This is a genomic window from Bacteroidota bacterium, assembly GCA_016722565.1.
Taxonomy (GTDB): domain Bacteria; phylum Bacteroidota; class Bacteroidia; order 2-12-FULL-35-15; family 2-12-FULL-35-15; genus 2-12-FULL-35-15.
Map to the genome: position 1 here is coordinate 301,397 of JADKIU010000007.1, position 14,014 is coordinate 315,410.

Sequence of the window (14,014 nt, forward strand, 5' to 3'; positions counted from 1 at the left end):
TACTCTTCTACGCATCCCGATACTATTGTTTACGCTAGCAAACACAGATTCAGAAATTCGTAAAAATTCGTTATCTGTATACTATGCAGAAACTTTTTTCTCTACTGCTAATTTTCCTTTGTAGTACCCACACTCTCCGCATACACGGTGATACAATGTTGGTGCTCCACAGTTTGAACAGCTAGATAGTGTAGACGCAACTGCTTTGTCGTGACCTCTTCTACTATCTCTTCTACTTCTCGATAATTTTCGCTTTGGATGTGGCATTGTTTTATTGTTATTAGTTAATGGTTATTTGTTAATCGTTATTGGTAATTCGTTTTTTTGCTAACTGCAAAATTACTTAATTCAATTTGATATTCTTTAATCCTGCCCAACGTGGGTCCGTTTGTTCTTCTTCCTTCTTCTCTTCTTCTGTTAAAAATTTTTCCAACTTCTCCAAGGTTTCCTTGTCACATGTACTCTTTCCTTTTTTATCCAGCGGATGTACTCGCTTTATTGGAAACGACAAGGTAATGTACTCATAAATATATTGCGCTACATCCAACTCATGCTCGTTTGCAGCAATGGTAATGATATCATCATCTTCATTGCCCGTATCACTTCCTCCAACCTTCACAATCAATTTATAATTTCCTGATATCGGTAAGTCAAATTCTCCGGTACACAAATCACACTCCGTGCGAACCGTTCCGGAAATTTCAAATTCCAGCACCATCATTTGCGACTGCTTTAAAAGCTTTAAGTCGACAACAATGTTTGCTTTCTGTATTTCAGAATATTCATGATCTAAAAAGAACGAATCCTTTACTTCAAACTGATATTCATGCAAGCCTAATCCTAACCCTACAAACTGAATAATGTATTCTTTTCTGGTCTGCATCTTACCAAGTTTTTAAGAAAGAGGGCAAAGGTAAAAAATTCTCCCTTACTTCAAAGCTTTGGACAAAATTAATTTCAATGCAATTTTACCCTTTTTTATGCAAAAATCGGATAAAAAACATGCTTTTATCCGATTTTTGACCAAATTTATCGAGTTTTTATCCCTTTTTTACCTCACAATTGCCAGTCGCAACGACTCCGACACCTTTCCACCACTTACCAGATGATAGTAATATACCCCTTGCGCTAACGTGGAAGTGTTCAAACGATGACTTTTTGCTTCCGAATCAATACTTTCTGAAAATACCAGCTGCCCGTAACTATTGAATACTTCGATACTTGCCTTTTCTCCTTTCGGTAACGAATAGTTTATAAATGTATAATCGCTTGCCGGATTGGGCATCGATTGCGACAAAAACAATTGATTCGCTGTTGCTTCATTCATTCCCGTAATAGCAGGAACCAATTTCTCTACTTTTAAATCATCAAAATAAAAACCGTCTGCTCCTCCGCCATTATCACTTACCAACTTGAAACCAATTTTTACATTTTGACCAACATAATTATCCAACGACACCTCTTCCTTCATCCAATCAAATTTATATGCATCATACACCGGATTTCCAAAATCCTGATACCCGTTTCCGGATTTGGTATGATGTCCGCACAACGGTTCCCACGTTGCTCCACCATCTGTCGATACAACCACCTGCGCATAATCATAATTGGTTTCAATTTCCCAGCGTGTCCAATACACAATTTGCGCACTAATCGCATCTGTTAAATCCACATTGGAAATCGTACTAATGGACACATTTGCATTGTCACCATAATCACCAACCGGACTGTCGGTAATAGAACCTGTTCCACCATGAAAAACAGAAGTGCTTACTCCCCACGAGGAACTTGTCCAACCCGTCATCGAATTTCCATCACTGCTGAATTCAATTACTGGAGGTCCGAATTTTTTTACAATCGTATCTTTAAATGTATACAAGCCATTACTCACATTTAATTCATATTTAATTGTAGTACCAACAGCCAACGGATTTAAGGTAAACGAAATCGAATCCAAAGCCTCATCCAATAAGTTTAATGTTGAAAATGTTTTCGGTCCACCCACAGTTGCAATCTCTGAACCAATCGGAACAATACTCACCGTAAACGTTCCGGGTGCATCCATCCCCAATCGTTTTATTTTAAAATTAAAATAACCCGAAGCAGCAGGAATATAATTCGGTTCTTCATCCGATGCAACTGCAAACTTTAAAGCAAGATGTGCCATGTGCAAATTCTGCCAAATGTTTTCTTTACAGATATCAATTATCCGAGATGCCGGTGGCCAAAATCCTTCATCACTTCTGCCTGCCTCAGGCGTCATCCCGAAAATTTTAGGCTTGGTTACTTCTTCACCGTATTGCCAATCATCAATGGTTCCGTTGGTGGAATACAACACCGTTTGCGGAGCTGTTCCATATGAATACTTATTATAGGTTGTTAAATGTTTGGCATACTCTGAAAATTGCGCATAGTCAGGAGCAATCACCGCTGCATCGTAACCAAATGAATAAATCAACAAGTTACCAAACGTATGGTTGTTTAACGACAACTTAAACGTATGTGCATTGCTAAAGTCTCTTAAGTTTTGTGATTCAGCTTCCGACCAAGCTGCAGTTCCGCGATACGCTTCTGAAAATCCGCTTGGCGATGAACCAATATTATCATAGCCCCATTGATAGCCGTAGTTTCTGTTAATATCTACACCATACGAACCACCATTGTTTCTTCTGTTTTTTCTCCACATCCCGCCACCGGTTGGATCGGTTGTTTCATTACGAATGTATCCATCCGGATTCACCAATGGAATAAAATACATTTCTTCATTATTAACTAAGTATTGTACTTCCGGATTGGTAGCATAATTCTCACATAAATAATACATGTACAAAATCAATTGTGAAACCGATGCAGGTTCACGTGCATGGTGTGCCGAATTATAAAGAACCTCCGGCTCCGCTTCATCCACATTCGGATTATCTGAAATTTTCATCCAATACAATGGATTACCATTAATTGTATTGATAGGACCGATAGGCATCTTTGCTTTTACCAAAGTAGGAAACAAAGTTGCTAAATTGTCCATGTGCCAGAGTATTTCGGCATAGGTAAAATATCCGCCCATACTTCCCAACGAAAAATTTGTCGGTGTCGGATAGGTAGGTGGAACACTGCATCCAATCGACATAGTCGTAACCGGAGTGGTTTCGTTTTTAACTGTATTTTGATCTTTATAAAATTGTTTTACATCTGCAATCAAAACATCATAGGTGAATCCCATTTCTTTTGCAATGGCAATTTCTGTTTCAGAAAAATCGGAGATAAACCAAAACCCTTTTTTCATTTCGCCATGGTCCATTGCCAAACCGGCTTGTGCCAATTGGATAATACCCAACTCATCCGCATAAATTTTTACACGTGAATAGTTTTCTGTTTGAATGGATTGTGCAAATGTTGGAGTTATACCCAACAATAAAAAGAATAGTAAAAATTTTTTCATTAGAAATCAATTAGATGTATAACAAATCTAATGATATCCACCATGAAAACCAAATACTATCTTTCTCGTTTACTCGGAGCTATTTTCAAAGGATTAGAAGTAATCTCTTTGTAGAGTTTTCGTACTTTATAAATGTCGATGGCGGCATATATGGCTCTCCGAAACGATTCTTCTGAAGCAACATTTTTTCCGGCAATATCGTAAGCCGTGCCATGATCGGGAGAGGTTCTTACCACCGGCAAACCGGCCGTAAAGTTGACACCCGAATTAAATGAAATAGTTTTGAATGGAATTAATCCCTGGTCGTGATACATGGCCAACACGGCATCAAAATTTTTGTAGGCTTCATTTCCGAAAAATCCATCCGCAGGATAAGCACCATACACCAACATGCCTTCTTCTTTCAATTGATTGATAGCTGGCAGAATAATATTTTTTTCTTCATCGCCAATTACACCATTATCTCCCGCATGCGGATTTAAACCCAACACAGCAATCTTCGGTTTACGAATTTCAAAATCTTGAATCAACGATTGATTTAATGCTCTTAGCTTTTTAACGATTTTTTCAGTTGTTAATTCTTGCGCCACTTTGGTAACAGGAATATGTCCGGTAACCACCGCAACACGCAATGTATTACTTACCAAAAACATTAAACTATTTCCATTGCCAAATTTATCGTCTAGGTATTCGGTATGACCCGGAAATTTAAAATCTTCTGATTGGATATTTTCTTTATTGATTGGTGCGGTAACCAATACATGCACTTTCCCTTGCGCCAATGCATAAGCCGCTGCTTCTAACGATTTAAATGCATACTTTCCGCCATCCGGAGTTTGTTTTCCCAATTCAATGTTTACGTCTTCCTCGTATACATTAATGAGGTTGGCGCGCTTATGATTTATTTCTGAAAAATCTTTTATCTGATTAAAACTAAAATCTTCGATGTTCAATGCCTTCCGATGAAAGCTTGCTGTTTTCATTGAACTGAAAACAACAGGAGTGCAGAGCTCAAGCATTTGTGGATCCAGAAATGTTTTGATAATCACTTCCATTCCAATTCCATTGATATCACCTTGTGAAATTCCAACAATTATTTTTTCGTCTGACATTTTAAATAAATTATAAATTATAAGCTATGAATTATAAATTAAAACAAAACTTATTGATGTAGTAAAGGTAATTGTTTATTGCTTGTGGAGAATACAATTTTCAATTTGTAATCTTAAATTTATTCTTCCACCCACCCCACAATATCACTCAAGTTGGTAATGTACAAGGTTGTCCATTTTTTGTTGGTTGTATTCCAAATCGCTACACCTTGCGGATAACGCTCTTCACCCATCACGATTTCACTTTGAAAAGCAGCATATCCGCTCACCGTTTTTGCATTCTCCAAACGACACCATTTTTTACCAATCACTTCCAACTCATATAAAATGGATCTGCCGTATTTCGGATTTTCATCCGCCTCTAAGAAAAAATTATTTCCAATCGGTTGGTTCACCAACTTGGTAACCATTTTCTTTTTTATATCAATCGCAAAACGACCTTTTCCACAGGCATACACAACACCTCCATCACTTGCAAATTCAAAAAACGCATTGGCTGCCGTTGCCGGAATTTCTGTTATCTCTCCAATTTTTTCTATTGAATGATTGATGTTCACTTTATAGATGGTTGCCGACTGCTGATTTTTTGAAAAGTTGGCATACAAAAAAGAAGTATTGTCCAGCCAAAAAATCGGAAACTTACGTTTTACATCATCGCCCAACAAGGGCTGTGCTTCGCCAAACCCTGCATCTTTGACCAATACATCTTGTTTTCCGGAAACGGCATAGGCTGAAATACTAAATGGCTTCGTGGTTTCATCCACCTCCACATCCGGACGAGGCAGCGGATTGTAATTCGCATTCTCTACTTTCCCGAATTTTTCTGTTCTTAAATCCAAAACCGAATAATACTTTCCTTTAAAAATATCGTTGGTGCGAAAAACAATACTATCTCCTTTAAAAGCGATAAAATCTCCACGCTCTGCTACCAATAATTTTTTTGTTTTGATATCAATTACATTTCCGATACTGGTTACCACGTATCGGTTGCGATAAATTCTGTTTTTACCTAAATCGAAACGAACATAATTTCCGGTAACACCGGCTTTTTGGGTGGGAAGGGAAATAACGGTTTCTTTCGAAACCATTGCTCCATCTACAAAATGATAATTCACTAAATGTTGCAAATTATTTGCTGCGGCATTGTCATCATACTCGGCAACAAGAAGAGAAACCTTCCTGCCGGCAGGCAGACCTTCTTTTGGTGGCAATTGAAATGCTACAAAAAAAGCGAAAACACAAAAGAGAGCAGAGAGTTTGAGTAGTCGCATTAAAAAAGTTTATGCATTGTTTTTCAAATAGTCGAACAGCAGTCGAACTCCAACTCCTGTGCCACCTTTTACTCTGTAATTATCTTTACTGGTTAAAAAAGCCGGACCAGCAATATCAAAGTGCATCCAAGGGTAGTTGATGTAACGTGCTAAAAATTTTCCTGCAGTGATACTTCCGGCATACGGTCCACCTAAATTTTTCATATCCGCAATATCCGATTTGATTAATTCATCGTAATCATCCCAGAAAGGCATTTCTGCCAAACGCTCAAACACATTATTACCACTTTGTTTCAATTTTGTTTTGGTACGTTCATCGGCTGTTCCCATCGCTACAATACCGGATGTTCCGATTGCGGCAACTGCTGCGCCTGTTAAGGTAGCTAAGTCAATTACCAACTTCGGATTGTATTTTTGTGCATATGACAATGCATCCGCCAAAATCATTCGTCCTTCCGCATCCGCATTTAACATCTCCACCGTCATTCCATTAAACATGGTGATGACATCTCCCGGAACATACGCATTTTCACCCGGACGATTATCTGTTGCAGGCACCAAACCAATAACATAAACCGGCAATTTCGCTTTCGCGATGGCATACAATGTTCCTGCAACTGCAGCAGAACCTGCCATGTCGCATTTCATCATGTCCATGCTGTTAGGTGTGGGTTTTAAACTTAATCCGCCGGTATCGTACACCACACCTTTACCAACCAAAATAATTGGTTGTTTATTTTTTGCATTGCGGGGTTTGTATTCCATAATGCTGAAGGTAGGAGGCTCCATACTTCCTAAATTCACGGATAACAATCCGCCCATTTTTAAGGCTTTGATCTTTTCTTTATTAAACACCTCCACATTAAATCCGGCCGACTTTCCTAACTTCTGAAATTCTTTTGACAGTTGTGTTGCCGTTAAAAAATTCACAGGCTCATTCACCAACGTACGTGAAATACAAGTTGCTTCTACCACAATGTTCAACTCTTCAACTTGTTTTGCATTTATACTTTTCGAAATAATTGAAATCGATTTTAACGAATGTGTTTCTTTGTCTTTGTCTTTTTTATATTTCAAAACTGATAGTTACTCAACGCCAAACCTTCTGCAAATGCTAAGGTTTCCAATACTTTCCCATCAGCATCCACAACAGTTACCGACTCTTTTTTCGCATCTGTAATCCAGGTATGAATCGTGCTGGCTGCCTTGCGCAACAATTCTGCTGTTTGATATTTTTCTTTTTTCGCATCAATCAACTGCACAATAAACAAGCGGTGAAGCTGATTAATGCAAACTGATTTTTTTTCGTGTTGATTAATTTCATTCTTGATGAAATCGATTTCTACTTTGGATAAACCATAGTTGTTAAAACTATTATTCTTACCGCACAACAAAACAACGTTCTCATTGTTATTTAGTGTAGATTTTTTGGAGATATTCGTCATATAATTTCTACTTTTGAGGAAGTAAATGTAATAAAAGAATTGAGAAATTCCGAACGAACCGACTACCGGCTAAAAAGCCAATTAAAACAATACTTCTAAGGGCATGAATACAGAACAATTATTAAAACGGGCATTAAATTTCGAATTTCTAACGCAAGAAGAAGGCGTTTATTTATTTAAACATGCACCTACTGCCGAATTGATATTTGTTGCCAACGAACTTCGCAAAATTCAAAAACCGGATTCACTTCCCAATAATGGCAAACCGGGCAAAGTAACTTGGCAAATCGATCGAAATGTAAACACCACCAATGTATGTACCGCCAATTGCAAATTCTGTAACTTTTATCGCATTCCCGGACATGCAGAATCGTATATCACCGACATTGAAACGTATAAAGTAAAAATTGATGAAACGCTTAAATATGGTGGCGACCAACTGCTTTTGCAAGGCGGTCATCATCCCGATTTAGGATTGAAATTTTATGTCGATACGTTTTCTTCCATCAAAAAAATATATCCAAAATTAAAGTTGCATGCACTGGGGCCACCGGAAATTGCACACATCACCAAGCTCGAAAAATCAACACATACGGAAGTATTAAAAGCATTGAAAGATGCGGGAATGGACAGTTTACCCGGAGCAGGAGCAGAAATATTGAACGACCGCGTACGCAGATTAATTTCAAAAGGAAAATGTACAGGCCGCGAATGGCTGGACGTAATGCGTGCTGCACATCAATTAAACATTACCACTTCCGCTACCATGATGTTCGGACATATCGAAACCATCGAAGAACGTTTTGAGCATTTGGTATGGATTCGTCAGGTACAAAGCGAAAAGCCAAAAGATGCAAAAGGTTTCTTAGCATTTATTCCTTGGCCGTTTATGGACGATGGTACTTTATTGAAACGTCACAAAGGAATCACCAACAATGTAAGCGGTGACGAATACATCCGCATGATAGCAATGAGTCGCATCATGTTACCAAACGTCATTAACATACAAGCAAGTTGGTTAACCGTAGGAAAAGATGTAGCAAAATTGTGTTTACATGCCGGAGCCAATGATTTTGGCAGCATCATGCTGGAAGAAAATGTGGTTTCAGCGGCAGGAGCACCTCACCGTTTTACCGCAAAAGGCATTCAGGATGCCATTAAAGAAGCCGGATTTGAACCACAATTGCGTACCCAACAATACGAATACCGTGAGTTACCCGCAAACATGGTGGAACAAGTGATTAATTATTAAGAGAATCTCTAAAAAAAAGAAGGTGTGTTGATGAACACACCTTCTTCCATTTACTATTTTACAATCACATTTTTTATTGTCACCTCACCATTAATTGTTGCTTTCACACGATATGCTCCTTTGGGTTCTCCAGATAAATCAACAACTACATTATTTGAAGAAATTGCTTTCTTGAGAACAGTCTTACCGGATATATTGAATACTTCAATCTCTCCTGAAACCTCAATTTGATTGATATCAATTATAAGTTTACCATCACTACTAGGGTTTGGATAAATTGTCATTTTACTCATTACCTCTTCTGAATTTGAATTCATACTCTTTGGGGGGCAACAGCTAAAACTCGCATACTTTGTTACTAAAACATCATCCGTACTTGTAGTACAATCAGAACCGGAAACAGTAAGTGTATACGTTGTAAACGATGAAGTTGGAATCGCATTTGTTGTTGCGCAAGTTGAACAGGCTAATCCGGTTGTAGGTGACCAGCTATAAGTAGACCCCGAAGCAGTAGTACCTATCGTAACACCAACGCAACCTCCTGAACAGCATGAACAAGTAAACGACTTATCACTTCCTGCATTTGCCGCACAATTCATTGAAACATCATCAATTATAAAGTGTCGCAAATCACTATAATTTCCATCATTGCAAAATACATTACAGCCCATCACAAGATAATAGGTGGTTGTAGAAGGAGCAGTCCAATCGTATTCAACTCGATAAAATCCACCGGCTACACTTGTCGATGAAGTTAATACTGTGCCCTGTGATCTAACATTCCCAAGAATTGCACTTGCAGAAGAGCCAACGGAAGTATTCACCATTGTAATACTAAAAAGATTCATTGGATCCCAGCCGGCAACTAACGTATTTACATAGGCTGTAATTCGATACGTTCTGCCTGAAGTTACTGAAACAGTCTGATAGATATACTCCGCACTTGCCGTAGAAGTAGGAGCAAAACCTCTATATTCAATATGCGCATAACCTGTACCTGTTCTCGCTGTGCTTACTTGACAAGACGATGTACCACCCGCTGTTGAATTAAAATAATCAGGCAAAGTGCTTGTCACATCTGTTGTTGAGTTACAATTTGAATATGGATATGAACTTTTTAAACCATACCAATTTGTCGCTTTCGTAATTGCATAGTTACTCGGACACGTTGGAAGAGAGCTGTAGCTTTCAAATCCTCCATTTGAAATTTGTCCAGAAGCTACATTTATTATAATAAATGAGCCAATTAAAAAAAGAAACTTTTTCATGACATTAGGGTTTTAGTTAATACTATTTTATATTGCTAATTTCCAGAGAATTAGACAAAATTCCATGGACAAAACAATACGCCATCTTACATTATGAAAAAGCGCGAAATCATTGATTTTTTAGCAAAAAAAAGCCCTTTTATCACATACACGAAAAACAATTATATCTAAAATACTGTTAATACGCTGGCAATTGAATGAGACCATCTGCTTCTTTAAATCGAATTAAATAAATATATTTCAGATATAGAGCTTCGTAGGAGCGGCATAATTTGTTTTGATAGCCTTTATTTCAGACATGTATACAATTCCTAAATTTAGTTTTGTTTTCCATTCTTTATTGGTCTAATTTTATAGAAAAAAACACCATGAAAAAATTATTGATTTTCATTTTTCTGTCAATTTCTGCCTTTAGTTTCGCTAGCCATAATATGGGAGGAGATATTACCTATAGGTACATAGGAAGTGCTTCATTCCCTAACAGGTACGAAATCATTGTAACGACTTATACAAAATGGTTAGATTCTACAAGTGTAGACAGATGTGAACTGAAGTTTATTTTTGGTGCTGGTGACAGTGCTCTTGTTGAGCGCGTTAATGGGCTTAGCGTTAATTGTCCATCGGCACATGACGGAGAATTAATCGGTGGATGCACAGGAAATGTAAGGATGAATCTCTATACAACTTCCCATGATTTTCCTAGTAATGGAATTTATACAATATCGATTGAAGACTACAACAGAAGTTCAGGAATATGTAATCTCATTGATTCTGAAAACCAATCCTTTTTTTTGCAGACAGAACTAATTATCAATCCATTCTTGGGTAGCAATAATGCACCCGATTACACATCCATTCCTGTAATCTGTGTTGCAAATGGCATCATTTCTTACTACAATCCATCAGCAATAGAACCCGATGGAGATAGTTTGTATTATGAATTGATTCCACCAATAGCTAATGGAGTATCGACTGTACTCTATGCTTATCCGCCATCAAGCAGTTCGTTTAGCATAAACAATTTATCTGGAACAGTAACCTGGGATCATCCAATGGTGATTTGCTATTACATATTTGACATCCGTATTTCCGAATGGAGAAAGATTTCTGGCACCTATTATCTGGTTGGGAAAACCATGCAGGAAGTCTGGGCAGAAGTATCGGTATTGGGTGGAATTAAAGAAAATAATCCAAGCGTTTCAATAACAGCATTTCCAAACCCATCTAGCGGTTTTATCAATTTCAAAATTGAGAGTGAAGACCAAAACTCGGAATACGAATTGAACATCAGTAATTCGTTGGGACAAACCATTCAAACAATCGCAATAAAGAACAATTTAGCGACTTTAGATGAAGGTGAACTTTCAGCAGGAATGTATTTTTATAGCCTTACAAACAAAAGAGCAATTGTAAACAAAGGGAAATTTGTTATTTTACAAGGTAATATGAAATAAAATCCCTAATTTAGAGTTCTTATTCTGAGGCACTTTGTGATGAAAAAACATTTACTCTCCATACTTCTTCTTTTGATTGGTTTTTCCAATGCATTTGCGACACATAATCGTGCTGGAGAAATCACTTATAAATACATTGGTACTACTGCCAATCCATATAAGTATAAAATCATTGTCACCACCTATACCAAATTTGTAACTAGCTCTACTTCTAATACTGATAAATGCGAATTGATGGTATTGTTTGGCGATGGCGACAGTGCTTCTGCACCACGCGTAAATGGACCAGCAGGTGACTGTTCTCCTCTTAAAAATGGTGTGATGATTGGCATCGATACTCGCCTCAACGTTTATGAAACAGAACATAATTATGCCGGACCTGGTAACTACATTATTAGTATGGAAGACCCAAACAGAAATTCAGGCATTTGTAACATCGTTAGCTCCGTTGATGTTTCTTTCTTCCTTCGTACCGAATTAGTGATCTCTCCTTTTTTAGTCCAGAACAATTCACCCACTTTGCTCAATCCCCCCATCGACAATGCTTGTGTGGGTGTCTGTTTCGAACACAACCCGGGTGCATACGATATTGATGGAGATAGTTTGCATTATAGTTTAAGTGTTTGCTACGCAAATGGATTACCACTTGCTTTGTGGAGTTATCCACCCAACATGAACGCCAGCAGCATCAATCCGTTAACAGGTGATTTGGTTTGGTGTGTACCCACCATGATTTGCGAATACAACGTAGCAATTGTCATCAAGGAATACCGCTTGTTACCGGGTACCTCAACGCGTTATTATATTGGTTCCGTTTTACGTGATATGCAAATTGATGTAAAACCTTGTATCAACGATGCTCCGATATTTACTCCTGTAAACGATACCTGCGTGATTGCTGGGAGCAATTTAAATTTCAATGTTTTTGCAACAGATCCACAAGCCAACCTGCTTACAATTACAGCAACCGGTGGTCCACTTTTATCAACCGAAACACCACCTGCAAGTTTTACTTCATTCCCAGGAATTGGAGCTGCAAGTGGAACCTTCAACTGGAACCCAAGCTGTACACAACTTCAATTATTACCTTACCTCATTACATTTAAAGCAACGGATGGTGATTTGTCTACCCCTTTGGTGAATTTTGAATCCATGTTTATTCGAGTGATTGCACCTGCTCCAACTGGCTTAACAGCAGTTCCAAGCGGATCAAGCATTCTCCTCAACTGGAATTATCCGTTCTGCGATAGCACTGGAAGCAATCCGCTTAAAAAGTTTTATATCTATCGAAAAAACACTTGTGACCCTTGGACACCCGGACCATGTGAAACAGGAGTGCCCAGCTATACCGGCTACACACTTATTGGTACTACCAATTATACCATCACCAACTTTATTGATAATAATGGTGGTGCAGGCTTAATCAATGGCGTAGATTATTCCTATATCGTTGTTGCTTATTATGTTGATGGCTCGCAAAGTATTGCATCGGATCACGTATGTGCCCAATTGGTAAGGGATGTTCCGATTATGACCAATGTGAGTGTGATGACAACCAACACCAGCACAGGAACCATTTGGACACACTGGGTAAAGCCGATAGGTAATTCAGCCAATCTGGATACCATTATCAATCCGCCACCTTACGAATACCGCTTAATGAAAGCAACCGGCTTTAATCCTCCGGCTACAGCATATACATTGGAAACAACTTATACATTTGGTTCTTATACGGCCATGACCGATACCGGATTTGTTAGCAACGGATTAAATACGGAAGGCACACCATATACCTTTAAAGTAGATTTCTATTCAAACGGAATTTATAAAGGCTCTACACAAACAGCATCATCGGTATTTTTAAGCTCTACGCCTGCCGACAAACAAGTAAATTTAACTTGGCAACATTTTGTTCCTTGGAACAATTATGAATATTTTATTTACAGAGAAACCAGTCCGGGCTCTACCGTATTCAATTTAATTGACAGCACCACCGCATTAACATACGCGGATACCGGCTTGGTGAACGAAGTTGAATATTGTTACAGAATATTAGCCGTTGGTGAATATTCCGATACATTACTTCCTAAACCATTGCGTAACTATTCACAAATTAATTGTGAAACCCCGGTTGATATTGTTCCACCATGCGCACCACCATTTGATGTGGTAACGGATTGTGAAGCAACACAAAATACCATTACATGGGTAAACCCAAATACATTCTGTAGTGATCAGGATGCGGTGCAAATCAATATTTATTTTTCACCGAATGTAACCGACCCAATGCAATTGGTGTATAGCACAACGGATATGAGCTTAACAAGCTATACACTTCCGGTGTATTATTTCGAAGGTGTTGTATCCATAGCAGGCTGCTATGCTGTAACAGCAGTTGATTCGGCATTAACCCCTAACGAGAGCGTAATTGTAAATAGAATTTGTGTTGACAATTGTCCGGAATACGAATTACCAAACGTATTCACTCCAAACGATGATGGTAAAAATGATTTCTTTACACCACTTCCAGACTGGCGTTTTGTAAAAGATGTCGACATCAAAATTTTTGATCGTTGGGGATTGGAAATGTTCTCAACCGATGATCCAAATGTATTATGGGATGGTAAAAATAAGGACACAAAACAATTCTGTTCTGATGGCACCTATTTTTATGTATGTACCGTAAACGAAATTCGTATTGACGGCATCAAACCTCGTGTATTAAAAGGGTTTGTTCAAATCATCAAAGAAGGATCAAATCCTGCACAATAAT

At 38.2% G+C, this 14,014-nt stretch carries 9 protein-coding genes and 1 pseudogene; 3 read left to right on the forward strand and 7 right to left on the reverse strand.

Translation table 11 applies throughout. The features are described 5' to 3' along the window. Positions 1 to 81: 81 nt before the first annotated feature. The 6 genes and pseudogenes from rpmF to IPP64_16250 form a co-directional block, all read right to left on the reverse strand. Positions 82 to 267 (reverse strand): 50S ribosomal protein L32, encoded by a 186-nt coding sequence (gene rpmF, locus IPP64_16225; GenBank protein MBL0330907.1) that lies wholly within the window; start codon positions 265 to 267, stop codon positions 82 to 84. A 76-nt stretch (positions 268 to 343) separates the two neighbouring features. After that, positions 344 to 883: a DUF177 domain-containing protein gene (locus tag IPP64_16230; GenBank protein ID MBL0330908.1), complete on the reverse strand. Its 540-nt coding sequence runs from the start codon at positions 881 to 883 to the stop codon at positions 344 to 346. Between the two features lie 168 nt (positions 884 to 1,051). Continuing rightward, complete coding sequence (locus IPP64_16235; protein ID MBL0330909.1) at positions 1,052 to 3,439, reverse strand: immune inhibitor A; 2,388 nt, start codon at positions 3,437 to 3,439, stop codon at positions 1,052 to 1,054. A 56-nt stretch (positions 3,440 to 3,495) separates the two neighbouring features. Beyond that, positions 3,496 to 4,551, reverse strand: a complete 1,056-nt coding sequence (gene pdxA, locus IPP64_16240; GenBank protein MBL0330910.1) for a 4-hydroxythreonine-4-phosphate dehydrogenase PdxA — start codon at positions 4,549 to 4,551, stop codon at positions 3,496 to 3,498. A gap of 119 nt (positions 4,552 to 4,670) precedes the next feature. Then, complete coding sequence (locus IPP64_16245) at positions 4,671 to 5,822, reverse strand: hypothetical protein (protein ID MBL0330911.1); 1,152 nt, start codon at positions 5,820 to 5,822, stop codon at positions 4,671 to 4,673. 9 nt (positions 5,823 to 5,831) lie between these two features. After that, positions 5,832 to 7,267 (reverse strand): annotated as a pseudogene (locus IPP64_16250) (leucyl aminopeptidase). A gap of 103 nt (positions 7,268 to 7,370) precedes the next feature. On the opposite strand from IPP64_16250, the gene IPP64_16255 reads away from it, so the two are divergent. Continuing rightward, positions 7,371 to 8,519 (forward strand): CofH family radical SAM protein, encoded by a 1,149-nt coding sequence (locus tag IPP64_16255; protein ID MBL0330912.1) that lies wholly within the window; start codon positions 7,371 to 7,373, stop codon positions 8,517 to 8,519. A gap of 53 nt (positions 8,520 to 8,572) precedes the next feature. Here the strand turns inward: IPP64_16255 and IPP64_16260 are convergent, their stop codons facing one another. After that, complete coding sequence (locus tag IPP64_16260; GenBank protein MBL0330913.1) at positions 8,573 to 9,787, reverse strand: T9SS type A sorting domain-containing protein; 1,215 nt, start codon at positions 9,785 to 9,787, stop codon at positions 8,573 to 8,575. A 368-nt stretch (positions 9,788 to 10,155) separates the two neighbouring features. Between IPP64_16260 and IPP64_16265 the strand changes: the two genes are divergently transcribed. Beyond that, positions 10,156 to 11,241, forward strand: a complete 1,086-nt coding sequence (locus tag IPP64_16265; GenBank protein ID MBL0330914.1) for a T9SS type A sorting domain-containing protein — start codon at positions 10,156 to 10,158, stop codon at positions 11,239 to 11,241. Between the two features lie 39 nt (positions 11,242 to 11,280). Further along, complete coding sequence (locus IPP64_16270) at positions 11,281 to 14,013, forward strand: gliding motility-associated C-terminal domain-containing protein (GenBank protein ID MBL0330915.1); 2,733 nt, start codon at positions 11,281 to 11,283, stop codon at positions 14,011 to 14,013. Position 14,014: the final 1 nt, after the last annotated feature.